Source organism: uncultured Zoogloea sp. (assembly GCF_937894855.1).
Classification (GTDB): Bacteria; Pseudomonadota; Gammaproteobacteria; order Burkholderiales; family Rhodocyclaceae; genus Zoogloea; species Zoogloea oryzae.
Genome location: NZ_CALAYQ010000011.1, coordinates 16,512 through 42,071, shown reverse-complemented (window position 1 = coordinate 42,071; position 25,560 = coordinate 16,512). Strand labels below are relative to the sequence as shown.

The following is a 25,560-nucleotide window of genomic DNA, read 5'->3' as shown; positions in this document are numbered from 1 at the left end:
CCTCGGCCTCGTTGAAGAGCTGCTCGACCTTGGCGTAGGCGGCGGGCTTGTTGTCCGGCGTCACCGGCACGTGGTGGAAGGGGATGCCGTGCCATTCCACAAAGCCCCGGAAGGTCTCGTGGTTGGAGATCACGCAGGGGATGTCGATGTCCAGGTCGCCCGACTGCCAGCGGGCAAAAAGGTCGTACAGGCAGTGCTCCTGCTTCGAGACCAGGATCACCACGCGCTTCTTGCGGGCGCTGTCGCTGATCGACCAGTCCATGTCGAACTCGTGGGCGATGGGGAAGAACTTGTCGCGGAAGGCGGCGATGCCGAAGGGCAGCGAATCGGCGAGGATCTCCTGGCGCATGAAGAAGCGCATCGCCTCCGGGTCGGCGTGGTGGCTGGCTTCGGTGATCCAGCCCTTGTGCTGGGCCAGGAAGCTGCTCACCGCGGCCACGATGCCCACGCGATCCGGGCACGATAGCGACAGTGTGTAACGTCTGGGGTTGGGGGTGCTCATGGGGCTGTTCCTTTTACTGGGCCTCTGACGGGCCGTTCGGGGTGGCGCAGGTGATGGCTCAAAGGGCGGGCGACGGCCTCAGCCCTTGGCGGTGCGCTTGGTCTTGTCCGGATCGTCGAAGGGCAGGGTGTGGGTGGTGGCCGCGCAGGTGAGGCTGGCGCCGCGCAGTTCGAGCTTGATGCCCGTCTCGGCGTAGGCCGGGTCGAGGCGCGCGATGGCCATCGAACGCTCGGTGAGGCGCGAGTACATCCCGCAGGTGACGAAGCCGACCTTGGTGTCGCCGTCGTAGAGCGCGTCGCCGGCCTGGGCGGCCTCGCGGCTGGCCAGCTCGACGCCGAAGATCCTGAAGCGCTCCTTGCCCTTGAGCCGGTAGTGCTCGGCCGCGCCGCGGAACTCCTTCTTGCCCGGCGACACGGTGAAATCCAGCCCCAGCTCCCACAGGCTGTCGCCGATGGGCTCGCCCTCCATCGGGTACATGTCGGAGTTGTCGTAGGGGTAGAACAGCAGGTAGCTCTCGACCCGCAGCCAGTCCAGCGCGGTGAAGGAGCACGGCATGATGCCCATCTCCTTGCCCTCGGCCACGATGGTGTCCCAGATCAGCGGCGCATCGGCCGCCTTGCAGAAGATCTCGTAGCCGCGCTCGCCGGTGTAGCCGGTGCGCGAGAGCATCACCGGGCGGCCGAAGAGGGTCGTCTGCATGTGGTGGAAGTAGGGCAGATCGCGGATGCCCGGCACGTGCTTGGCCAGAAAATCCACCGCCAGCGGGCCCTGCAGCGACAGATCGTGCAGGTCATCGTCGAACAGCACCGCCACGTTGCGGCCCACCGCGCCGCGGGTCAGGATCTCGTGCCCGGCGCCCGAACCATGCACCACCATGAAGGCGTTGGGCCCGTTGCGGTAGATCACGCAGTCGTCGATGAACTTGCCCGCCTCGTTGAGCATGCAGGCATACACCGACTTGCCCGGGTAGAGCTTGCTCACGTTGCGGGTGGTGGCAAAGTTGATCAGCGCCTCGGCGTGGGGCCCGACGATGTGCATCTTCTTCAGGCCCGACACATCCATCAGCCCGGCGCGGGTGCGGATCGCCTCGTGCTCATCGGCCAGCGAGGTGTCGTAGGTCCACGCGGTGCCCATGCCGTTCCAGTCTTCCAGCTTGGACCCGAGGGCGCGGTGGCGGTCTGCCAGAACCGACATTCTCCATGAACTCATCATTGACTCCTTCTCGAAGGCGTTGGGGATTGAGTCCATTAGGCCAGCCGGGTGGGCGGCGGGAAATACTACTCTGGTACTACTTCGGGGAGAGGGCGGGGCGGCGGGCTATGGAATGAAGGGCCGTACAACGTGGATGCCGGGGTGGAGCGCGCGTCAGACCTGGTGCGAATGACTTGGAAATGCAGTCCAAGTACACTTCGTTGATGGACCTGCAACAACTCGAATCTCATCTCTGGGAATCTGCCAACATCCTGCGCGGCCCGGTGGATGGAGCAGACTTCAAAACCTACATTTTTCCGCTTCTTTTCTTTAAGCGTATCTGTGACGTCTGGGACGAGGAATGTCGCGAAATCGTCGATGAGACTGGCGACGAAGAGCTGGCCTGGTTTCCCGAGTCGCACCGTTTTCAGATCCCCGAAGACTGCCACTGGAACGACGTTCGCACCAAGGCCAGCAATGTCGGCGCAGCCCTCCAGCGCGCGATGCGCGAGATCGAGAAAGCCAATCCGGACACGCTGTACGGCGTGTTCGGCGATGCCCAATGGTCGAATAAGGAGCGGTTGTCTGATGCCTTGCTCAAGGATCTGATCGAGCACTTCTCCAAGCTACCGTTCGGCAACAAGAATGTTAACTCGGACTTGCTCGGCGACGCCTACGAATACTTGATCAAGAAATTCGCCGACGCGACCAACAAGAAGGCCGGCGAGTTCTACACCCCGCGCAGCGTAGTTCGACTGATGATCGACATGCTCGACCCCAAGGAAGCCGAGACCATCTACGATCCCGCTTGTGGCACCGGCGGCATGCTGTTGGCTGCCGTGCAGCACGTCAAGGAGCAGCATGGCGACGTCAAGCGGCTGTGGGGCAGGTTGTATGGGCAGGAGAAAAACCTTACGACATCATCCATTGCCCGGATGAACTTGTTTCTCCACGGCATCGAGGACTTTCAAGTAGTGCGTGGCGACACGCTGCGCAACCCGGCCTTCTTCGAAACCGACCAACTGGCGACCTTCGACTGCGTCATCGCCAATCCACCTTTCTCGCTTGAAAAATGGGGCGAAGAGCTGTGGCTGGACGACCCCTTTGGCCGCAATTTTGCCGGCCTGCCGCCCTCATCCAGCGGCGACTTTGCATGGGTACAGCACATGGTCAAATCGATGGCTGATGTGACCGGTCGAATGGCCGTGGTGCTTCCTCAGGGTGCTCTGTTCCGTAAAGGGGTGGAAGGCGGCATTCGCCGGAAGCTACTGGAGATGGATCTGGTCGAGGCCGTGATCGGACTTGCGCCAAACCTCTTCTATGGCACCGGTCTCGCCGCGTGCATTCTGATACTGCGTAAGCGCAAGCCGGTCGACTGCAGGAAGAAAGTGCTGATCGTTGATGCCTCGCGGCTGTTCCGTCGAGGGCGGGCGCAAAACTATCTGGAGCCCGAGCACGCTGCCGAGATCCTCCGTTGGTATCGTAGCTTTGCCGATGTGCAAGACGCGGTTCGCGTGGTCAGCCTTGATGAGATCAAGGCTGAGGATTGGACGCTGAACATCTCGCGCTATGTCTTGCCACCCTTGCAGGAAGACATTCCACCGCTGCCCGACGCCATCGCGGCGTTCAGGGACGCGCTCACCCGCTGCCGTGAAGCCGAAGAACAGCTCATGCAGGTCATGACCGAAGGAGGGGGGCTGCAATGAGTTCGGACCGTCCCGTCAAAGCCAACAGGATTTTTACTGAAGAAATGGCGGATGCTGCACGCGCTCGGCTGAAGGAAGCGCTTTTTCGAACGGAACAAGAGCGCGCTCGTAGCACCAAACGCATTACTCAACAAGAACTCGAAAGCTACCTCTGGGGTGCCGCCGTGCTGCTGCGCGGCCTCATCGACGCGGGTGACTACAAGCAATTCATCTTTCCGCTGCTCTTCTACAAGCGCGTTTCGGATGTCTGGGACGAGGAATACCAGGGTGCCCTGGCGGATTCCGAGGGTGATTTGTCTTACGCCCAATTTGCGGAGAACCACCGCTTCCAGATTCCCACGGGCGCACACTGGAACGATGTGCGGCAAACTCCGAAGAACGTCGGTGCCGCCATCCAGAAGGCGATGCGCGCCATTGAGTCGGCCAACCCTGACATGCTCGACGGCATCTTCGGCGATGCCCCTTGGACCAACCGCGAGCGTCTGCCCGACGAAACGCTGAAGAACCTGATCGAACACTTCTCGACGCAGACCCTTTCGGTTGCCAACGTCCCCGAGGATGAGCTGGGTAACGCCTACGAATACCTGATCAAGAAATTCGCGGATGACTCCGGCCACACGGCTGCCGAGTTCTATACCAACCGTACCGTCGTGCACCTGATGACGCAACTCCTGGCGCCGCAAGCGGGCGAGTCGATCTACGACCCCACCTGCGGGACGGGCGGCATGCTGATCTCGGCCCTGGACGAAGTGAAACGCTCTGGCGGTGAGTACCGCACCCTCAAGCTCTACGGGCAAGAGCGCAACCTCATCACCTCGTCCATTGCCCGCATGAACCTGTTCCTGCATGGCGTGGAGGACTTCGACATCATGCGGGGAGATACGCTGGCCGAACCAAAGCACGTCGAGGGTGACCGCCTGAGGCAGTTCGACGTGATCCTGGCCAACCCGCCGTACTCCATCAAACAGTGGAACCGTGAGGCCTGGAGTAGCGATAAGTGGGGCCGCAACTCGCTGGGCACGCCCCCGCAGGGCCGCGCCGATTACGCCTTCCAGCAGCACATTCTGACCAGCCTCAGCGCCAAGGGTCGGTGTGCGGTGCTCTGGCCCCACGGCGTCTTGTTCCGTAACGAGGAACAGACCATGCGCGCCCGGATGGTCGAACAGGACTGGGTCGAGGCTGTCATCGGCCTGGGCCCCAACCTGTTCTACAACTCGCCGATGGAGTCGTGCATCGTCATCTGCAACCGCAGGAAGCCGGCGGCTCGCAAGGGCAAGGTGATCTTCATCGACGCGGTGAACGAGGTTACGCGGGAGCGGGCTCAGAGCTTTCTCAAGCCTGAGCACCAGCAGCGCATCCTGGGTGCCTTCAAGGCCTTTTTGGATGTGCCCGGCTTCGCCCACCTCGCCACCCTGGCCGAAATCGGCGCCAATTCGGGCAACCTCTCGATCCCGCTGTACGTAAAGCGCATCACCCCGACAGTCGCCACGGACGGCAATGGCAAGGTGGTCTCATTGCGCGCTGCCTGGGATACATGGCAAACCGAAGGGCGTGCGTTCTGGCATCAGATGGATGCTCTGGTTGAAATCCTGGACAGCCTGGTCGAGCAGGAGTCTCCCCATGCGTAGCGCCGCAGACCTGTTTGATGAACTCAATGCCGTGGACGAGTCCACCCGCATCGAAGCCAAGCGGGCCAGTGAGCTGGGCAAGTCGGTCATGCAGACCGTGATTGCATACGCCAACGAGCCCGGTCTCAACGGCGGCTACCTGCTCCTGGGGGCCGACTGGTCCATCAACGACAAAGGCGACACGGTCTACCGGGCCGCAGGCCTGCCGGACCCGGACAAGGTGCAGCGGGATCTGGCGTCGCAGTGCGCCAGCATGCTCAGTGTCACGCTCCGCCCTGAGATGCAGCTGGAGACCGTGGATGGCCACGTCGTGCTGGTGGTCTACGTGCCCGAGGCCGATGTCACCCACAAGCCCGTTTACCTGAAGGCCACCGGCCTGCCCCGGGGGGCTTTCCGGCGCATCGGCAGCACAGACCAGCACTGCGTCGACGAAGATCTCTGGGTGTTGCGTGGCGAAAGCCAGCCCAGCCACGGCCCCGATACCAGCGTGTTGCCCGATGCGCGGCTGGACGACTTCGACCCGGCCGCAATTGCCGCTTACCGCCGGGACAGGGCGCACATCAACCCGCAGGCCGAAGAGCTTGCCTATGGCGATGAGGACATGCTCGAAGCCTTGGGGGCCTTGCGCCGCATGGACGGCGTGTTGCTGCCCACACTGGCCGGCATTGTGCTGTTCGGCAAGCCACTCGCCTTGCGGCGGCTGTTGCCGATGGTGCGCATCGACTACATCCGCGTGCCCGGCAACGAATGGGTGGAAGACCCGGAGAACCGCTTCCAGTCCATCGACATCCGCAAGCCCCTGTTGATGGCCCTGCCCCAGGCGGAGGCCAGCATCATTGACGAGCTGCCCAGAGGCTTCCGGCTGCCCGAAGGCCGGCTTCAAAGCGTGCAAGAGCCGATCCTGCCGCGCAAGGTCATCCGCGAGGCCCTGGCCAATGCGGCAATGCACCGCAGTTACACCGTTCACAGCCCCACGCAGATCATTCGCTACAGCAACCGCATCGAGGTGCGCAACGTGGGTTACTCGCTCAAGGCACCCGAGCAACTGGGCGCGCCGGGCTCACGTCTGCGCAACCCCGCGATTGCGGCGGTGCTGCACGACCTGCATCTGGCCGAAGCAAAGGGCACCGGTATCCGCGCCATGCGCCGCCTGGCTGCAGAAGCCGGCCTCACCGCCCCCGAATTCCATTCCGACCGCCAGGCCAACGAGTTCAAGCTCACCCTCTTCCTGCACAACCTGCTTACCGAAGACGATCACGCCTGGTTGCGCAGCTTTGCCGGCGGCGTCGTGAGTGACGATGAGGCCAAGGTATTGATCTACGCCCGCGAGACCGGAGCAGTGGACAACAGCGCCTGCCGTGACTTCTGCGGCCTCGATACCCTGGCGGCCAGCCAGGTGTTGCGTCGCCTTCGCGACAGGGGGCTGCTGGACAAAGCAGGCTCTGGCAGCAGTACCTACTACGTGTTGGCCCGCGCCAACGCTACGCCACCAGCGCCGCCCGCGCAGTTGGCGCTGGACATCGGGGCGACGCCCGCCCCGGCCACGTCAGGGGCGGAACTGGACGCCACTGTTACAGGGCTCGACCTCGGGGCTTGCAACCCAGCGCTTGCAACCTTGCCCCCCGAGCTTGCAACCTTGCTTGCAACCCTGAAGGGCCGAGCCCAGGAGGACGCCTTGCGTCAGGCCATCGTGCGTCTGTGCGCCTGGGCCCCGCTCACCGTGGAGCAGCTTGCAACCTTGCTGGGCAAGAGCCGCGATTACCTGCGCAACAAGCACCTCATTCCGATGGTGGGTAGCGGCCAGCTGCGCTTCCGCTACCCGGAAAGCGCCAAACACCCCCATCAGGCTTACGTGGCGCCGGTGGACACAATTGCAAAGCAATGACTGAAAAGACACTGAAGCCCGGCTGGCGCCGGGTGAAATTCGGCGACGTGGTGCGCCTCTCCAAGGCCCGTAGCCAAGACCCGCTGGCCGATGGCATCGAGCGCTACGTCGGTCTGGAACATCTGGAGCCCGGTGACCTGCGCATCCGCCGTTGGGGCAAGGTGGCCGACGGCGTGACCTTCACCAGCGTGTTTCAACCCGGCCAGGTGCTGTTCGGCAAGCGCCGCGCTTACCAGCGCAAGGTGGCCGTGGCGGATTTTTCCGGGGTGTGTTCCGGAGACATCTACGTGCTGGAGACCAAGGACGCGCAGGTTTTGCTGCCGGAGCTGCTGCCCTTCATTTGCCAGACCGACGCTTTCTTCGATCACGCAGTGGGCACGTCGGCGGGATCGCTGAGTCCGCGGACGAACTGGACGAGTTTGGCGGACTTCGAGTTATCGCTTCCGCCGCTTGCAGATCAACATGCAATCTTGGAGAAGCTGGGTTCTGCCACTGAAGTGATTCGTTCGGCTCAAGACCTAGCTTCGACCGCAAAAAAGCTACTCAGCAGCTACTTGGCGGAGGTCGTGCCAAGCAGTAGCAATGCCGTCCCGCTGCAAGACCTTTGTACAAGCTCAATCACATACGGCATTGTTCAAGCAGGTCCTGATCGTCAAGGGGGCGTTCCCTATGTCAGGGTTAGCGAGATGACCAACTGTGACGAACTAGATCCTTTGCGAATGATGAGAACCTCCGAAGAGATACATCGATCGTATGCGAGGACCATCCTGGAGCAGGGGGATATTGTCATCGCATTGCGCGGCGTTCCCGGGTTGGTACACATGGTTCCGCCGGGGTTGGGAGGGGGAAATCTGTCGCGCGGCGTGGCCCGAATTGCCGTCGGCGATAGATGTCTCGGTGCCTATCTGCTCTGGGCACTTCGTAGTCCAGTTGTGCAGCGCTCTGTCCTGCAGTATGCCAACGGCTGGAAAGGTGAGGACTTGCGAGAGATCACGATCGCTGACTTGCGTCGTCTTCCAATATCTATCCCAGATCGAACTAGGCAGGAAGAGGTGGCCAAAAATGCTACTGAGTTCCAGTTAGCCATTTCCGATGCGAGACATCGTGTTGAGGCAGCAAGATCCTTGCAACGCGCCTTGACAGCGCACGCACTGGGCGGCGATCTATGAGTTTTACAGAATCCAACACCGTCGAAGCCTACGTCCGCGATCTGCTCGCCGGCCCCGTCAAGGTCGTACCTGCCAACACCGTTCGGGAACCTCAAGCCAGCTACGGCCCCAGCCCCAAAGGCATCGGCTGGCGCTACGCCGCCCCGGCCGACGTGCCGCGCCAGATTCAGGAAGTGTTGGTCGAGCCCTGGCTGCGCGACGCGCTGATCCGCCTTAACCCGGAGATTGCCGCCCAGCCTGACCGAGCCGACGAGGTGCTCTACAAGCTGCGCGCCATCGTGCTGTCGGTGCGCTCGGATGGGCTGATCCGCGCCAACGAGGAAATGACCGCGTGGATGCGCGGCGAGCGCTCGATGCCCTTCGGCCAGAACAACGAGCATGTGCCGGTGCGGCTGATCGACCTGGACGACCTCGCGCAGAACCAATACGTCGTGACCCAACAGTTCATCTACCGCGCAGGGCCTACAGAGCGCCGCGCCGATCTGGTGCTCTTGGTCAATGGCCTGCCGCTGGTGCTGATCGAGGCCAAGACGCCGGTCAAGAAGTGCATCAGCTGGGTCGATGGGGCGGTGCAGGTGCACGACGACTACGAGCGGTACGTGCGGGAGCTGTTTGTCTGCAATGTGTTTTCGGTGGCTACCGAGGGCAAGGCGTACCACTATGGTTCCATCGGCCTGCCGGTCAAGGACTGGGGGCCCTGGCATCTGGGCGGTGACGGTGAGGATGGTCAGCTCCACCCGCTCAAGTCGCTCAAGCTGTCCGCCAGCAGCATGCTGCGCCCGCAGGTGGTGCTGGACATCCTGGGCAGCTTCACCCTGTTCGCCACCAACAAGAAAAAGCAGCGCATCAAGATCATCTGCCGCTACCAGCAGTTTGAAGCGGCCAACAGGATTGTCGGGCGCGTGCTGGCGGGCTACCCCAGGAAAGGGCTGATCTGGCACTTCCAGGGTTCGGGTAAATCCCTGCTGATGGTGTTTGCCGCGCAGAAGCTGCGCATGCACGCGGGCCTGAAGAACCCCACCGTGCTGATCGTGGTGGACCGGATCGACCTCGACAGCCAGATCACCGGCACCTTTACCGGCGCGGACATTCCCAATCTGGAGAAGGCTGACAGCCGCGAGAAGCTGCAGCTGCTGCTGGCGCAGGACGTGCGCAAGATCATCATCACCACGATCTTCAAGTTCGGCGAGGCCACGGGCTGCCTCAACGACCGCAGCAACATCATTGCGCTGGTGGACGAGGCGCACCGCACCCAGGAGGGTGATCTGGGGCGCAAGATGCGCGAGGCCCTGCCCAACGCGTTTCTGTTCGGCTTGACCGGCACGCCGATCAACCGCGCCGACCGCAACACCTTTTACGCCTTTGGTGCCGATGAGGACGAGAAGGGCTACATGAGCCGGTATGGCTTCGAGGAGTCGATTCGCGACGGCGCCACCCTGAAGCTGCACTTCGAGCCCCGGCTGATCGAACTGCACATCGACAAGGCAGCACTGGATGCGGCGTACAAAGACCTGACCGGGGGCTTGTCGGATCTGGACAAGGACAATCTCGCCAAGACGGCTGCCAAAATGGCCGTGTTGATGAAGACGCCCGAGCGCATCCGCAAGATCTGCGAAGACATCGTCGAACACTTCCAGACCAAGGTGGAACCCAACGGTTTCAAGGGTCAGATCGTCACCTTCGATCGGGCGTCCTGCCTGCTGTTCAAGGCGGAACTGGACAAGCTGCTGCCGCCCGAGGCCACGGACATCGTCATGTCGGTGCAGGCGGCAGACAAAAAGGAACACCCGGAGTTCGCGCCCTATGACCGAAGCCGCGACGACGAGGAGCGACTGCTGGAGCGCTTTCGTGACCCGGCCGATCCGCTCAAGCTGATCATCGTCACGGCCAAGCTGCTGACGGGCTTCGACGCTCCCATCCTGCAGGCCATGTACCTGGACAAGCCGCTGCGCGATCACACGCTGCTGCAGGCCATCTGCCGGGTGAACCGCTCTTATTCGGAGCAGAAGACCCACGGCCTGATCGTGGACTACCTGGGCATCTTTGACGATGTGGCCGCCGCACTGGAATTCGACGACCAAAGCGTCAGGCAGGTGGTCAGCAACATCCAGGAGCTGAAGGACAGGCTGCCCGAGGCTCTGCAGAAATGCCTGGCGTTCTTTGCTGGCTGTGATCGCAACTTGCAGGGCTATGAAGGCTTGATCGCTGCACAGCAGTGCCTGCCCAACAATGAGGTGCGAGACAACTTCGCCGCCGAGTTCAGCGTACTGGGCCGTATCTGGGAGGCGCTGTCACCGGACACCGTGCTGGGCCCATTCGAGACGGATTACAAGTGGCTGTCTCAGGTGTACCAGTCGGTCCAGCCGTCCAGCGGACACGGCAAGCTGATCTGGCATTCGTTGGGTGCCAAGACCATTGAACTGATTCACCAGAACGTGCATGTGGATGCGGTGCGCGATGATCTCGACACCTTGGTGTTGGATGCCGACCTGCTGGAAGCGGTGCTCTCGAACCCCGATCCGAAAAAGACCAGGGAAATCGAGATCAAGCTCAAGCGCCGACTGCGCGGGCATGGTGGCAACCCCAAGTTCAAGAAGCTGTCCGAGCGGCTTGATGCCTTGAAAGACCGCTTTGAGTCCGGTCAGATCAACAGCGTCGAATTCTTGAAACAGTTGCTGGAGATCGCCAGGGAAGCCCTGCAGGCCGAAAAGGAAGTACTGCCCGAAGAGGATGAGGATCGCGGCAAGGCGGCCCTGACCGAACTGTTCAACGAGATAAGGACCCCCGAGACGCCCATCATGGTTGAGCGCGTGGTGGCCGACATTGACGAGATCGTGCGCCTGGTTCGTTTTCCGGGGTGGCAAGGAACGCAGGCCGGAGAGCGTGAGGTGAAGAAGGCGCTACGAAAGGCGCTCTTCAAGTACAAGCTGCACGCGGATGATGAGCTTTTCGAAAAGGCATTCAACTACATCCGGCAGTATTACTGAAAAGGGCATCCTCACAATCGGCAGCGTGATTGATTCCAACGCGAGCGACGACTCACAAGGCCGCTGGGTCTGATCGATTGCTGACCCCTCTCATAGAGAATGCCAATTATCGGAAATTATCGTGGCAGCGATAATTTATTGGAAAGCCGATAAATGTGAGTAAAACGCCTGCGGCTGGCGTAACCGAAGTGCCTCCCGAAAGCCCGTGCCGTCGCCCACCCCTCACCCGCTACGCTCCTCCTCCCTCAACTCCCTCAACCACACCGCCGCCTCGAACCGGTTCCGCAGGTTCAGTTTCTGCAGCACGTGCTTCACGTGCACCTTCACCGTGCTCTCGGCGATGCCGAGGGAGCGGGCGATGATCTTGTTCGACGCGCCCTTGGAGACGAGTTCCAGGGTTTCCTGTTCGCGCACGGTGAGGGATGCCCAGCCGGCGTCGATGCTTTCGCGGCTGGCCGCCTGGGGTTTGGCGAGGACGCCGCCGACTTCGGGTGACAGTACGGTGCCGCCGGCGGCCACCTGGCGGAGCTTGCGGCAGAACTCGTCGGGTTCCATGTCCTTCAGCAGGTAGCCGGCGGCCCCGGCCTTGAGGGCCTCCATCACGTCGAAGCTGGAATCCGACACGGTCAGCATCACCAGCCGCGCGGGGCTGCCGGCGCTTTGCAGGGCGCGGATCACCGAGATGCCGTCGAGGCCCTTCATGTGCAGGTCGATCAGCGCCACGTCGGGGCGGTGGGTGAGGATGGCTTCGATGCCTTCGGCGCCGCTGGGAGCGTCGGCCACCACGTGGATGTCGGGGTACATGGACAGCAGCTGGCCGACGCCGCGGCGGAAGAGGGCGTGGTCGTCCACCACCACGATGCGGATCGGCGGGCTGCTGCCGGGGGTGTCGGGCAGGTTCATGGGGTGCTTTCCCGGAGGTTGGATTCGGTGGGCGCGGTGCGGGGGCGGAAGCGCATCTCGACGCAGGTGCCGCCGCCGGTGCCGGGGCGGATGGCGAGGGTGCCGTCCAGCTGGCGGGCGCGTTCGCGCATGATCGACAGGCCGTGGTGGCCTTCGCCGCCGGCGTCCGGGGCGATGCCGCGGCCGTCGTCCTCGATGCGCACGGTCACCTCGCCGCCGGGCAGGGGCGCCAGATGCACCACCGCGTGGGCGGCGCGGGCGTGGCGGATGACGTTGGTGAGCGCCTCGCGGACGATCTGCAGCAGGTGGAATTCTTCGTTGGCAGTGAGGGGCTGGCTGCCGAGGCGGAAATCCAGGCTCACGCCGGTGCCGGCGCGGGCTTCCAGCTCATCCACCACCTCGCGCAGGGCCTGGTGCAGGCCGCCGGGCGGCATCGAGGTGCGGAAGGCCGACAGCAGCTCGCGCAGGTGGCGGTAGGCGCTGTCGAGGCCGGTCTTGATCTCGCCGGAGATGTCGAGCATGGCGCTGCCCGGCGTGCAGGCGGCGCAGCTGCGGCCGATCTCCAGCTGCAGGCGGGCGATCTGCAGCTCCATGTACGAGAGCGCCTGGGCGAGGGAATCGTGCAGCTCGCCGGCGATGGCGCTGCGCTCGTCCATCAGCGCAAGCCGGCGGCGCCGCTGGTTGCGCTGCAGGTTGCCCAGCGACAGGGCCAGCAACCCGGCCACCGCATCCACCAGCCGGCGGTGGCGGCTCTCGAAACAGAAGTTGCCGCGGGCCTCCACCACCAGCACCCCGTAGATCTCGTCGGCGTCGCCCACCGGCACGGCCAGCTCCACCACCTCGCCGTCCGGGCCGCTGGCCGATCGGCGCAGGCCGCCGCCCCGGGCCAGCATCTCGGGGTCGAACTCGTCGAGCAGCGCGGGGATGCGCGGCGCGCCGATCTGCTCCGGCACGCAGAGGCCCTCGGCCACCGGCTCCAGCAGCGCCAGCGCGCAGGCTCGGGCGTCGAGGCTGTCGGCGAGGTCTTCGAGCATCGCCTGCAGCGCGCCGGCGCTGCCCCCGTGGCCGGCGAGGCTGGCGCAGGTGCGGTAGATGAACTCCAGCGAGCGGGTGGCGAAGCGCTCCTGCTCCTCGGCCTGGCGCGACAGCCGGGCGCTGTCGGCGATGCGGCAGGCCAGCTGGCCCGATACCGAATCGAGGGCGCGGGCCAGCCGGTCGATCTCGTCGACGCCTTCGCCGCTCACCGTCACCGCACCGGCGGTGTGCGCGGCAACCCGCGACAGCGCGATGTTGGTGCGCTGCACAAGGGCTTTCCACGCGAGGCGCAGGATCAGCGCGCAGCCGCCGGCGTAGAGCAGCGCGAGGGTGGCGATGGTCAGCTCGACGCCCGCCTGCTGGGTGGAGAGCTGCGTGGCTTCGAGCCGCGCCAGCAGCCCCGCGCAGGCGAACAGCGCCGCTGCCAGGCTGGCGAGACAGGCCAGCAGCAGTCCCAGATGGGCGAGGAGCGGGTAGCGGGCCAGCACGGATGGGCGTCTCGCAGTCGATGAACTGAGGAGTAAAAAGCAACTTTTGCGCCTGTAGTGAAACAAGACAGGTGGGCAGGGTGGAGTGATTCCTGCTAGATGCGGGGTGTTTCCAACCCCGCTTTGATGGACTCCGATGACGCTCTATCTGGTCGCCACGCTGCTTGCCACCAGCCTCTCGGCGCTGGTGCTCAGCCAGTCCGGCCTCGGCCTGCCGCTGCTGTGGGGCCTGCCGCTGCTGCCCGCCGCCACCTGGCTGGCCCTGCGCCTCGCCCCCGGCGCGTGGCGGCCGCGCCATGCCCGTCAGGCTGAAGGCGCCAGCCGGCCGCTGGCCCACTTCGCCCAGTACAGCAGCCTGCCCGCGCTGCTGGTGGAGGAGGGCCGCATCGCCCACGCCAACCGGGCGCTGCTCAAGGGGCTGGGGCTGGCCGAGCGGGGCGACGAGGTGATCGGCATGCCCCTGGAGAACATCGTCCATCCGCGCCACCACGCCGAGGTGGCGGCGCTGCTGGGGGCCGAGGGCGCGTCGGGCGACGCCGGCACGGTGACGCTGCTGCGGGCCGATGGCCTGCCCTGGCAGGCGCGGCTCTCGCTGTTCCGGGCGGATCGCTCGTCGGTGGCCCTGCTGCAGTTTGCCGCGCCGGACGTGCTGCCCGAGGCCGGGCCCGACGGTCAGTGGGGCAACCGGCTGGCCCACGAGGCGGGGGAGATCCTCTTCGCGCTGGACGCGCAGCTCGCCGTCACCTGGCTCAACCCCCAGTGGGCGCGCAGCACCGGGCGAAGCCTCGCCGACTGCCAGTTCGCGCCGTTTCTGCCGCACTTCCACCTGGAAGACCGTACCGCGCTCACCAAGGGCCTGCGCCGCCTGCAGGCCGGCGGGCGCGAGGGCCTGTGCCTGGAGGTGCGCCTCGTCACCACCCGCGGCGGCGCGCCGCGCTGGGTGGAGCTGCGCGCCTGGGCCGACGGCGATGGCGGTGTCGTCGGCCTGCTGCTCGACATCGACCAGCGCCGCCGCGGCGAGGAAGCCCTGCGCGCCCAGCGGCGCAGCCTGCACACCATGCTCGACAACCTGCCGGGCATGATCTATCGGGGCCAGAACGACAAGCACTGGACGATGGAATTCGTCAGCGAAGGCTGCTTCGAGCTCACCGGCTACACGCCGCTGGAGCTGGTGGATAACCAGTCGGCGAGCTTTGCCGAGCTGATCCACCCGGAAGACCGGGATTTCGTGTGGAACTACGTGCAGATGCGCCTCGCCCGGCGCGAGCGCTACGAACTGAGCTACCGCATCATCGACCGGGACGGCCAGACCCGCTGGGTGTGGGAGCAGGGGCGCGGCATCCATTCGAGCCGCGGCGAGTTTCTCGGGCTGGAGGGCTTCATCACCGACGTGAGCAGCCGCCATGAGGCCCAGGAGGAATCCCGCCGCCGGCTGTTCTTCGACAACGCCACGGGGCTGCTCAGCTTCAGCCTGTTCCTCGACCGGCTGCAGCACGTGGTGGCCCACTCGGCCATCGCCGGCTACCCCTTCGCGCTGATCCACCTGGAGATCGACGCGCTGGAGACACTCGCCGCCAACTACGGCCCGGCGATGGCCGAGCGGGTGATGGTGGAGACCGGCAAGCGCCTGCGCGTGGTGCATGGCGACTGCAACGGCGCGACCCGCCACGGCAACGGCTTTGCGGTGCTGATCACCGATTTCCGGCCGGCCACGCTGGCCTGGGCGGGGCCGGCGGCGTCAGGTGGCGTGGGCGATCTGGCCGCGGCCCTTGCCGGCCTTGTGGAGCGCCCCCTGCGCATCGATGGGCACGCCATCAAGCTGCAGGCCCGCATCGGCCTTGCGCCCGCGCCTTACATCTGCACCGATGCTTCGGCCCTGCTGACCGAAGCGCTGAGGGCTGCGTGAGCGTCGCTCCGCTGGCGAGAATTCAGCGCAAACAACCGGGCCAGTGGGTTGGGGAAGCATCGCCAGAAAAATATTTTCAGATATCTGCATCCAGATCGCTCCGCCGTGAGTAGTGACTACAGCAGCGTCTTGCGCGTTGCCCTAAAAAGGCTCACCGCAGCCCCCAACCCACGGAGAAACGATCATGAAAACCGCCATCGTCACCCTTGCTTCCGCCCTGGCCCTCGGCGCCTGCTCCACCACCCCCATGAGCGGCGCCTACAGTCAGGACGGCCTCCCCGACAGCATCCGGGTGCCTGCCGGTCACGCGGTGGCCTGGGAGACCGTCGGCAGCGGCGACATCACCTACGAATGCCGGGACAAGGCCGGTGCCAGCGGGCAGACAGAATGGGTCTTCGTCGGCCCCAAGGCGGTGCTCAAGGACCGCGCCGGCAAGGTGGTGGGCAGCTACTACGGCCCCCCCGCCACCTGGGAGGCCAGCGACGGCTCGCGGCTGACCGGCACCCAGCTGGCCGTGGCGCCCGCGGGGGCCGGCAACCTGCCCTATCAGCTCGTCAAGGCCAACCCTGCGATGGGCCAGGGCGCGCTCACCGGTGTCACCCACATCCAGCGCGTTGCCTTGAAGGGCGGCGTGGCACCGGCCTCAGAGTGCAGCCCCGCAACCCGCGGCAAGCGCGAAACCGTGACCTACCAGGCCGACTACATCTTCTGGAAAGCGCGCTGATCGTCTCCCGCCCGGGCGTGGCGGCCGCGCTTCATGGCCTTGCGGGCTGCCGGACGTCGCCAGCCGTTGCGCTGCGCAGCCTGCGCCAGGTGGTGAAGGACGCGATGCCCGGCGCGAGCCACAGGGACAGCCACAGCCCGGCGATCACCGCCAGCGCCAGCGCGTTGGCGCCGGAGCGCGTGACGCCGTAGATCACCGCCAGCGCAATCGCGGTGACGGCCACGCCGGAGACGATGTAGATGGTCGCCAGCTCGCGCAGGAAGACGAGGACGAAGCGCAGCATCGGCACCCCGTCGAGCCGCAGCCGCCCGTCGCGGAAGGCCACGGCGCAGGCCGCCGCGCACAGGACACTCGACGCCGCGGCGAGCTGGAGCCAGAAGGCATCACTCCATTCCGCCCGGCCGCGCACGAAGAGCACCAGGATGACCGAGCACGCGAGCGCGCTGAGGGCGAAGACGACGCGGAGGATGTGGCGGGGGGCGGTCATGGACGGGCTCCGGTGGGGCAGGCGGGTTGTTATACCCGTCGCCCTGGGGCGGCGCCTTGATGGCGGTGAAGCCGCCGGGGCACAGGTTAGGAGGGCCGGCGGATGCTTTCGCGTTTCGCTCGTCACTACAATATGGCACGCGATAACATCGCGACTTGCGTGGATCAGACGAGCGTTGAAGCAGCGGACGGCGCTTTGCTTGCCCACACTTGGCTCAACAATGAGCCTATCGGCGAGGCCTTGGTCAATGCCTTGCTCCAAACGGCAAGATTTTTCAGCTAACTCCTTGCCATAAAGGAATTTTCTGCTTGGCTCATGCGTCTGGGTTGAGCCAAAGTGCCGGCCATCGAAACACCAGACGATCAGCCCTCCGTAACGTACGCCCCATGGGCTGCGATAGTGTCAAGAACCCCTCGCATTTCAGACCTTAGCCATGAGTGCCAATTTCCAACAGCTTGCCAACTTCATCTGGTCTGTCGCGGATCTCCTGCGTGGACCGTATCGCCCACCACAGTACGAACGCGTGATGTTGCCGCTTACAGTATTACGCCGCTTCGATGCGGTGCTGGCACCCACAAAAGAAGCCGTGCTTGCACGTTATGAGGCGTTGAAGGGCAAGGAGCCCGTATTGGTGGACAGGGTGCTGAACGAAGTCGCTAAAAACGACGAGGGAACGCCGCTGGGTTTTCACAACCACAGCCAACTGAATTTTTACCGGCTGAAAGGCGACCCGGACAACGTTGCCCGTCACCTGACCGATTACATCAATGGCTTCTCGGAGAACGTCCGCAAGATTTTTGAACGCTTCGACTTCGACAAGGAAATTGAGAAGCTCGAAGAATCCAACCGCCTGTATCAGGTCGTCTCCCAGTTCGCCGAAATCGACCTGCACCCGCGCAAGGTTGACAACATCACCATGGGCTTGGTGTTCGAAGACCTGATCCGGCGCTTCAACGAGTCGGCCAATGAAACCGCGGGTGACCACTTCACCCCGCGGGAAGTCATCCAGCTCATGGTTAACCTCCTGCTGGAGCCGGATACCAAGGTGCTCACCCAAGCAGGCATCGTCGTCACCATCTGCGACCCGGCTTGCGGCACGGGTGGCATGCTGGCCGAAGCGCAAAACTGGATACGCGCCCACAACGGCCAGGCCACCGTGAAAGTGTATGGGCAGGACTACAACCCGCGCTCCTACGCAGTGGCGGCCTCCGACTTGCTGATCAAAGGTCAGAAGGACAGCCGCGTCGAGCTCGGCAATACGCTTACCGATGACCGCTTTGACGATATGCACTGGTTCGATTATCTGCTGGCCAACCCGCCGTTTGGTGTGGACTGGAAGGCCGAGAAAAAGGAAATTGACCGCTGGCCCAACTTCCGTGGCTACGCCGGCAAACTGCCACGCATCAACGACGGCGCCTTGCTCTTCTTGCTGCACATGGTCAGCAAGTTTGCCGACTACCAGCCGGGCAGCAAAGATTTGCCCGGTTCGCGGGCGGCTGTCGTCTTCAATGGCTCGCCTCTGTTTACCGGTGGCGCTGGCAGCGGCGAAAGCGACATCCGGCGCTGGATCATCGAGCGCGACATGCTCGAAGCCATCATCGCCTTGCCTGAGCAGATGTTCTACAACACCGGTATCGGCACATTTGTGTGGATCGTTACCAATCGCAAGGCTGCCGACCGAAAGAACAAGGTCCAGCTCATCGACGCCCGCGAGCGTTACACCCCGATGAAGCGCAGCCTGGGTGACAAACGCCGCTATCTGGACCAGGCCGCCATCGATGCAGTCACCCGCGAACACGGTGCGATGGAGAATGGCAAAACCAGCCGGGTGTTCGACAACACCGACTTCGGCTACCGCCGCATCGCCGTGCTGCGCCCCTTGCGCTTGCGCTTTGAAATCACCGATGACGCCCGCGAGCGCTTCCTCAACACCTGTCCCGAGCTGTATGACGCCCTGTTGGCGGTGGAAGAGCAACTCGGCCACGAGCCACATTTTGACTGGAACCAGGTGTGGGATGAAGTGCAGCAGATCTTCAAGAAGCTGCCCGACGATATGGAAGGGTGGGCCAAGGGCACTAAGGGAAGCGCGCAGAGAAAGATCTTTCGGGACTGTTTCACGACCGTCGACCCCGATGCCGCTCCGGTCATCGCCAGGCGCCACAAGAAGGGCGAGGTTTCCATCGGCGCGGAACTGTTTCCGCAGCAGACCCTGCCCACGCTGGAAGCCACAGAGTTGTACGCGCTGCTGGGGCTACACACCCATGGCAAAGCTCTCGTGGAGTACGAACCCGACCCAGCGCTCAAGGACGCGGAAAGCATCCCGCTCAAAGAAGACATCGTCAGCTACCTGCTGAACGAGGTGCGCCCTTATGTGGCAGACGCCTGGATCGACCGGGAAACGCTGGACGAGCAGGATGGCGGCATCGGCAAGGTGGGCTATGAGATCAACTTCAACCGAGTGTTCTTCCAGTACAAAGCGCCTCGACCGCTGCATGAGATAGATGCGGAGCTGGCTGAAGTGGAAAAGCGGATCATGGGCTTGCTGCGGGAGGTGACGGAGTGAATAAACAGAATCGCCTCACTGGCAACATCCACCGAGCTACCCCACGGCTGAAACACGTCCTGTCCGGTCTTTTTTCTGGAGGAACACCGGACACGAACAATGATGAGTATTGGGCTGCCGCCGGTGAAGGCATCGCTTGGGTCGCAATTGGCGACATGAGCACAAAAGATCGAGTCGAAGTTACCGAGAAGAGAATTACTGAAAGTGGCATCGCATCCAAGCGTCTGTGCGTTTTGCCACCCGGGACGCTTATTTACTCCATGTATGCAAGCATGGGACACGTCGCAGAACTTGCGATACCGGCAACAATCAACCAAGCTTTGCTCGGCTTGGAGTTTGCTGATGGCGTAGAGTGGGGTTTCGCGAAATGGTGGTTACGTCACCTTCAACCTTTACTGATTGCGGAGGCGAGCAGTAATACCCAAGATAATTTGAATGCCGACAAGGTGAGGAATCTTCCGTTTCCGAAAATTGAATTTCGTCATCAATCCTGTATCGGTAACTACCTCGATAAAGAAACTGCTCGCATTGACAGCCTGATTTCCGAGAAGGAGCGCATGCTGGTGCTGTTGGAAGAAAAGCGCGCAGTCCTCATCAGCCGCCTTGTCACCCGGGGGGTTGATCCCAACGCCCCGCTCAAACCCTCTGGCCACGAATGGTTGGGCGAGATTCCGGCTCATTGGGATTTATGCCAATTGAAGCGTACCTGGGCTTCATCGGACTATGGGCTATCGGAAAGCATCAGGGACGAAGGAGATATCGCAGTTCTTCGTATGAGTTGCATAGTTGATGGTCGGGTTGATGTTTCGAAGTCAGGTATGATCACCGAAGTCGACGGCCACTTGCTGCTCAGACGAAACGATCTGCTTTTCAATCGAACCAATAGTCTTGATCAGATCGCGAAGGTCGGGCTTGTGGATTTCGACCCCGAAGAGCCTTTGACCTTTGCCTCTTATCTGGTTCGTATTCGTACGAATCATCGTGTGATGCCCGAGTATTTAGTCGAGTTGCTGAATGCGTCACTGTTTCTGGAGTTCGCTCGAAAGAGCGCAATTCCTTCGATTGGACAGGCCAATTTGAGCCCGACGCGATATGGGGAGATTCACATTCCCCTTCCACCTAAGCCCGAGCAAAAGGAGATCGTTGCATTCCTTGAGCGGGACGCAGAGACATCAACTCCAGTCCGCGAACACATAAGAAGCTCCGTAGCTCTGTTAAGGGAGCGCCGTGCTGCGCTGATTGCTGCTGCTGTCACCGGCCAGATACCGCTTAAGGAAATGATGGAATGAAATTGGAATCACTCTCTCTCGCACACTGCGGCGGATTCGCGCAGCTTGACCTCACCTTTGAGCCCGATGTGACGCTTATTGCTGGCGTCAATGGCGTGGGAAAGTCCACGGTGCTTCGCGCGTTAGCGGTACTGCTGTCGCGCGCCATGCCGGAGTTCACGCCCTCACGGCCAGCGCCGCTGTACTTTACTGACGACGACATCCACGGTGACAAGGCTTCGCTGGAGGTTTCTGCCCGCATCCAGATTGATGGTCAGACCGTCAATGCTCGTGTACAGCGTTTGCGCGCGACAGACGAGAAGGGTGACCGTTTTATCCTACTGAGACAGATGGAACGGAGTTCCACTACCAATGATTTTGCCCAGGAGCTGAGCGCACGCACGCTGACAGGCGAACTGGAGGCGAGCATAAAGAAGGCTCGCGTAGGGCTGGCGAGCTTAAAAAGTGCTGTTCACCCACCGCTCGCAGTGTACTTCTCCCCCAAGCGCCAGCTACCTGGCCAACCACGCAGCCTGCCAGAGGCGAAGCCTTTCGATCCGTCTATTGCCTATAGCCACGCCCTGCTCGACCGTGAGGTGGATTTGCGCGAGTTCATGCACTGGTTTCGCACTCAAGAGAGGTTGGGCGCGGAAAACGAGCCCCGCCGCTTCAAAGTGCTGAATACATTACGCGCTGTGGTGAGCGAGCTGGTGCCTGAGTTCGGTAATCTTCGTGTTCAGGAGCAGCCTCGCTTGGGCTTCGTTGTGGACAAGCGAGGGCAGCCGTATTACCTGCATCAGCTTTCCGATGGAGAGCGCGGCTTGTTAGCCTTGGTGTTCGACCTCACCCGGCGCCTAGCCATTGCAAACCCGGACAGTGACAACCCGATCGCCGAGGGGGTTGCATTGGTGTTGATTGATGAAATCGAGCTGCACCTGCATCCGAAGTGGCAGCGGGATGTTATGAGGCGATTGCCAGCTATTTTTGAGCGTTGTCAGTTCGTTATTACTACCCATTCTCCACAGGTTATCGGTGAAGTTAAGGCGAATTGCGTCAGGCTGCTCACTTTGAATGACGGAAAGGTAGTCACTCAAACGCCCGGTATGGCCTATGGCGCGGACTCAAACTGGATCTTGAGCGTTCTGATGGGGGCGGATGAGATGAATGAGGATGTTGAAAGAGACATCGAAAGAATATCCCGCCTCATCGCTGATCGTAATCTCAAGGTCGCAAGAGAAAAGGTGGTAGATCTGAGGAAGAGGGTAGGCAATACGGCAGCAATACAAAAAATATCGTCTACTCTTGAGCGCATCGAGAGGATTGGGAGATGAAGACTATTGTAAAAACCCACCCGCCGAAGTGTTTGACAGATTTTATTGACGGTCAGCTGGCCATTGTCCCGGAGCCGGTAAACTTAACTTATTCGGATTTCAGAGATAAATCAAAATTACTTGGTGAGTTAACGTCCGAGCAACATGGTTTGTGTGGATATACAGGCGCGCCTGTCGATGCTGAAAGACTTGCGAAATTAAAGAGCCCATCGGATGGGGTTGCTTTCAAAAATCACGTTGAGCATTTGAAGTGCCAAGATGCGTGCAAAAAGAGCGTGGTTGATGCGGGTGGGGTCTTTGGTAGAAATCTCGGTGATGACCTGAATTATCTGAATATGATTGCTGCTTTGGAGGTGCGAGGCGCAGAGTCTGAGCATTTTGGTGCCGTTAAGAAAAAAAATTCCGTACTTCCAGTACTACCTACTCAGGACGGTTGCAGTGATCACTTCTGCTTTAGAGAAGTGGATGGTGGTGTTGTCGGACTTACTGCTGAAGGGGCGGCAAGCATTGAGGTCCTTCGGTTAGATCACGAAACTCTCAATGATTGGAGAAGGTCTGCAATTGAGGCGTGGCTTGATCCTGATGTGATCCAATCACGAGATGATTTTGAAGAGGTTGTCCGAGCAGTTGAGATTTCTATTGACGGTTATCTTCCTGAGTTTGCCTTTGTGATAGGTTCAATCGCCAGGGGGTACCTTTGATGAAATCCACCTCCGAAGCCGCCTTTGAAGCCGCTATCGAAGCCGCTCTGTTGCCCAGCGGCTATGCCCGGGTCGATGGACAAGGTTTCGATCGCGAGCAAGCCATCTTTCCCGACGAAGCGTTGAGCTTCATCCGCGCGACGCAAGGTAAAGTGTGGGCGAAACTGGAGGCCCTGCACGGCGAGCAGACCGGCGCCCGGGTGCTGGAGTCTATGTGCAAATGGCTGGATACCCAGGGTGCGTTGGCCACCTTGCGCCACGGCTTCAAGTGCTTTGGCAGAACGCTGCGCATTGCCTTCTTGCGCCCGGCCCACGGCTTGAATCCCGAGCTGGAAGCACGTTACCAGGCCAACCGCCTGGGGCTGACACGGCAACTTCACTTCAGCCCCAAAAACGAAAAATCACTAGATGTGGTGTTGTCAGTCAATGGCATTCCGGTGGTGACGCTGGAGCTGAAGAATCCACTGAGCGGGCAGACCGCAGCCAACGCCATCCATCAGTACCGCCATGACCGCGACCCGCGTGAGCCGATTTTTGTTTTTGCCAAGCGCACCCTGGTGCATTTTGCCGTGGATACCGAAGAGGCGCACATGAGCACGCGCCTGGCCGGGACTTCTACGTATTTCCTGCCGTTCAACCGCGGTTTCGAAGGCGGCGCTGGCAACCCGCCCGACCAGAGTGGTCGCAATTACAAGACAGCCTATCTCTGGGAAGAGGTATTGCAACGCGACAGCCTGCTTGATCTACTTGCCCGCTTCTTGCACTTGAACGTCGAAGAAAAAAACACGGACGACGGCAAGAAGGTGCGCAAGGAAACCCTGATCTTTCCGCGCTACCACCAGCTACGTGCCGTGCGCGAGATGGTTGCAGCAGCGGCGCATGAGGGCGTTGGGCGTAGCTATCTGGTGGAGCATTCGGCGGGCAGCGGTAAAAGCAACACTATCGCCTGGTTGGCGCATCGGCTCTCCAGCCTGCATGACGAGCGGGATGAGCGGCTGTTCGACAGCGTGATCGTCATTACCGACCGTGTGGTGCTGGACCGCCAATTGCAGAACACCATTTACCAGTTCGATCATCGGCAAGGTGTGGTGCAAAAGATCGATGAGGATTCGCGTCAGTTAGCCGAGGCGCTTGAGGCAGGCGTGCCCATCATCATCACGACCTTGCAGAAATTTCCGTTTGTGTCGGCTCAGCTGGCCAAGCTGAACGAAGAGCGGGGCGAAGCCAGCCGGAGCCATCTGCCCACACGCAGGTACGCGGTCATCATTGATGAGGCGCACAGCTCGCAATCGGGGGAAACGGCTACTGAGTTGAAAGGTGTGCTGGGCGGCGCTGAATTGCGCGACAAGGCGCAGGAAATGGCCAAGGAGGAGGGCGAGGCGGAACTCGAACGCTTGTTCCGCGCCATGGTCAAACGAGGCCAGCAGCCCAACATGAGTTTTTTCGCCTTCACGGCAACCCCAAAGCACAAGACCTTGGCGATCTTTGGTCGCAACGGTAAGGCTTTCGACCGCTACACGATGCGGCAGGCGATTGAGGAGGGCTTTATCGAGGACGTGCTGAAGAGCTACGTTACGTACAAAGCCTATTACAAGCTGATCAAGCGGGCAGAGGACGACCCCAGTGTCGAACGCAAGAAGGCAGCCAAGGCCTTGGCTCGTTTCATGCGCCTGCATCCGCATAACATCGGCCAGAAGACCGAGGTGATGGTGGAGCATTTTCAGCATTTTACCCGCCATAAGATCGGTGGTCATGCCAAGGCCATGGTGGTGACCGGCTCGCGGCTTGAGGCGGTGCGCTACAAGCAGGAGTTTGACCGCTATATTCAGGAGAAAGGCTACCCGATCAAGAGCCTGGTAGCATTTTCGGGGAGCGTGGAAGACGACAAGATCCCGGAAAAGCATTTCACCGAAATCGGGATGAATGATGGGTTAAAGGAAAAAGAGCTGCCCGAGACGTTTGCCAAGCCTGATTTTCGCGTGCTGCTGGTGGCCGAGAAATACCAGACCGGTTTCGATCAGCCGCTGCTGCACACGATGTATGTCGACAAACGCCTTGCGGGCATTCAGGCGGTGCAGACACTGTCGCGTTTGAATCGTACCCATCCGCTCAAGGACGACACTTTTGTGCTCGATTTCGTTAACGAGCCCGGCGAGATTCAGGAGGCGTTTCGCCAGTACTACGAGGGCTCGGTGATGGGAGAGGAAGTCGACCCCGACAAGCTGTACGAGGTAAAGGCAGAGCTGGATGCATCGGGCATCTACCTGCATGCCGAAGTGACCGAGTTCTCTCGGGTCTTTTTTGCGCCGAAGCGCCGCCAGAGCCCGGGAGACCACAAGAGGATGAACGCGACGCTCGATCAGGCGGTCGCGCGCTTCGTCCACTTGCAGAACACCGAAGAGGAGGAAGCGGAACTATGGCGTGGAAAGTTGCAGGCCTTCCGTAATCTATACAGTTTCCTGAGTCAGGTGATCCCTTACCAGGATAGCGATCTGGAAAAGCTATTCACCTACTTGCGACACCTCGCGTTGAAGCTGCCAAAGCGCAGGAGCGGGCCGGGTTACCAGTTCGACGAGGAGGTTGAGCTTGATTACTACCGGTTACAGAAGATCAGTGAAGGCTCGATCAGCCTCAATGAAGGCTACGCCACACCACTGGACGGCCCACGAGAGGTGGGGTCGGGCATGGTGCGGGAAGAGCTCGTTTCGTTGTCTCGCCTTATTGACATCATCAACCAGCGCTTCGGTGGTGAGTTGAACGAGGCAGACCAGCTGTTCTTCGATCAGATCGCTGAGGCCGCGATCCTCAACGAATCGCTGCAGAAAGCGGCTGAGGTTAATTCCCTCGAAAAATTTCAACTGGTGTTCCGGCAGGTGCTCGAGTCCCTTTTCATCGAACGAATGGAGTTGAACGAAGAGCTTTTCGCGGACTACATGGGCAAACTCGATGTGCAGGAGCTGGTGTCCAAGTGGCTCGGTAGCCAAGTTTACAACCGGCTTTGTGCGGTCAGGATGGCGGGCGGCTTGGATGTTGAACCGACTCTTCACGACTAGCCATCGGACGTTGCCGGATAGCTGGTCGCCGGG

The 25,560-nt window shown here is 61.6% G+C and carries 16 protein-coding genes and 1 pseudogene; 12 read left to right on the top strand and 5 right to left on the bottom strand.

Annotated elements, in window-relative coordinates:
- Window positions 1-502, bottom strand: a pseudogene (locus Q0672_RS01025) (formyltetrahydrofolate deformylase); the annotation flags it as partial.
- Between the two features lie 78 nt (window positions 503-580).
- Window positions 581-1,696 (bottom strand): aminomethyltransferase family protein, encoded by a 1,116-nt coding sequence (locus tag Q0672_RS01020; RefSeq protein WP_298618852.1) that lies wholly within the window; start codon window positions 1,694-1,696, stop codon window positions 581-583.
- 197 nt (window positions 1,697-1,893) lie between these two features.
- On the opposite strand from Q0672_RS01020, the gene Q0672_RS01015 reads away from it, so the two are divergent.
- The 5 genes from Q0672_RS01015 to Q0672_RS00995 are packed head-to-tail and all read left to right on the top strand — an operon-like array spanning window position 1,894 to window position 11,068.
- Window positions 1,894-3,399, top strand: a complete 1,506-nt coding sequence (locus Q0672_RS01015; RefSeq protein ID WP_298618850.1) for a class I SAM-dependent DNA methyltransferase — start codon at window positions 1,894-1,896, stop codon at window positions 3,397-3,399.
- Window positions 3,396-5,027, top strand: coding sequence for a class I SAM-dependent DNA methyltransferase (locus Q0672_RS01010; protein ID WP_228111961.1), 1,632 nt, complete (start codon window positions 3,396-3,398; stop codon window positions 5,025-5,027). The genes Q0672_RS01015 and Q0672_RS01010 overlap by 4 nt, the downstream gene beginning before the upstream one ends.
- A complete protein-coding gene (locus Q0672_RS01005) occupies window positions 5,020-6,912 on the top strand; it encodes an ATP-binding protein (protein WP_298618846.1) in 1,893 nt (630 codons plus the stop codon). Before Q0672_RS01010 ends, Q0672_RS01005 begins: the two co-directional genes overlap by 8 nt.
- Window positions 6,909-8,081, top strand: a complete 1,173-nt coding sequence (locus Q0672_RS01000) for a restriction endonuclease subunit S (RefSeq protein WP_298618844.1) — start codon at window positions 6,909-6,911, stop codon at window positions 8,079-8,081. The genes Q0672_RS01005 and Q0672_RS01000 overlap by 4 nt, the downstream gene beginning before the upstream one ends.
- The gene (locus tag Q0672_RS00995) at window positions 8,078-11,068 is read left to right on the top strand and encodes an HsdR family type I site-specific deoxyribonuclease (RefSeq protein WP_298618842.1); all 2,991 of its coding nucleotides are present in this window, start codon (window positions 8,078-8,080) and stop codon (window positions 11,066-11,068) included. Before Q0672_RS01000 ends, Q0672_RS00995 begins: the two co-directional genes overlap by 4 nt.
- 222 nt (window positions 11,069-11,290) lie before the next feature.
- Here Q0672_RS00995 and Q0672_RS00990 read toward each other — a convergent pair whose 3' ends face one another.
- Together Q0672_RS00990 and Q0672_RS00985 are read right to left on the bottom strand one after the other, a co-directional pair.
- Window positions 11,291-11,971, bottom strand: coding sequence for a response regulator (locus Q0672_RS00990; protein ID WP_298618840.1), 681 nt, complete (start codon window positions 11,969-11,971; stop codon window positions 11,291-11,293).
- On the bottom strand, window positions 11,968-13,494 hold the full coding sequence (locus tag Q0672_RS00985) for an ATP-binding protein (protein WP_298618838.1): 1,527 nt from the start codon (window positions 13,492-13,494) through the stop codon (window positions 11,968-11,970). The genes Q0672_RS00990 and Q0672_RS00985 overlap by 4 nt, the downstream gene beginning before the upstream one ends.
- Before the next feature lie 136 nt (window positions 13,495-13,630).
- Between Q0672_RS00985 and Q0672_RS00980 the strand changes: the two genes are divergently transcribed.
- Window positions 13,631-15,400 (top strand): PAS domain-containing protein, encoded by a 1,770-nt coding sequence (locus tag Q0672_RS00980; protein WP_298618836.1) that lies wholly within the window; start codon window positions 13,631-13,633, stop codon window positions 15,398-15,400.
- 184 nt (window positions 15,401-15,584) lie between these two features.
- On the top strand, window positions 15,585-16,124 hold the full coding sequence (locus Q0672_RS00975) for a DUF3455 domain-containing protein (RefSeq protein ID WP_298618834.1): 540 nt from the start codon (window positions 15,585-15,587) through the stop codon (window positions 16,122-16,124).
- 31 nt (window positions 16,125-16,155) lie between these two features.
- Here Q0672_RS00975 and Q0672_RS00970 read toward each other — a convergent pair whose 3' ends face one another.
- The gene (locus tag Q0672_RS00970) at window positions 16,156-16,611 is read right to left on the bottom strand and encodes a hypothetical protein (RefSeq protein ID WP_298618832.1); all 456 of its coding nucleotides are present in this window, start codon (window positions 16,609-16,611) and stop codon (window positions 16,156-16,158) included.
- Window positions 16,612-17,044: 433 nt separating this feature from the next.
- Between Q0672_RS00970 and Q0672_RS00965 the strand changes: the two genes are divergently transcribed.
- Genes Q0672_RS00965 through Q0672_RS00945 form a run of 5 tightly spaced genes read left to right on the top strand, consistent with a single transcriptional unit; the run spans window position 17,045 to window position 25,527 of the window.
- Window positions 17,045-19,174, top strand: coding sequence for a class I SAM-dependent DNA methyltransferase (locus Q0672_RS00965; RefSeq protein WP_298618830.1), 2,130 nt, complete (start codon window positions 17,045-17,047; stop codon window positions 19,172-19,174).
- Window positions 19,171-20,463 (top strand): restriction endonuclease subunit S, encoded by a 1,293-nt coding sequence (locus tag Q0672_RS00960; RefSeq protein WP_298618828.1) that lies wholly within the window; start codon window positions 19,171-19,173, stop codon window positions 20,461-20,463. Before Q0672_RS00965 ends, Q0672_RS00960 begins: the two co-directional genes overlap by 4 nt.
- Entirely contained in the window at window positions 20,460-21,773 is a 1,314-nt protein-coding gene (locus Q0672_RS00955) for an AAA family ATPase (protein WP_298618825.1), read from the top strand. Before Q0672_RS00960 ends, Q0672_RS00955 begins: the two co-directional genes overlap by 4 nt.
- Window positions 21,770-22,474: a hypothetical protein gene (locus Q0672_RS00950; protein ID WP_298618823.1), complete on the top strand. Its 705-nt coding sequence runs from the start codon at window positions 21,770-21,772 to the stop codon at window positions 22,472-22,474. The genes Q0672_RS00955 and Q0672_RS00950 overlap by 4 nt, the downstream gene beginning before the upstream one ends.
- Window positions 22,474-25,527 carry a type I restriction endonuclease gene (locus tag Q0672_RS00945; protein ID WP_298618821.1) on the top strand — a complete coding sequence of 1,018 codons (3,054 nt, stop codon included), beginning with the start codon at window positions 22,474-22,476 and terminating at the stop codon, window positions 25,525-25,527. The genes Q0672_RS00950 and Q0672_RS00945 overlap by 1 nt, the downstream gene beginning before the upstream one ends.
- Window positions 25,528-25,560: the final 33 nt, after the last annotated feature.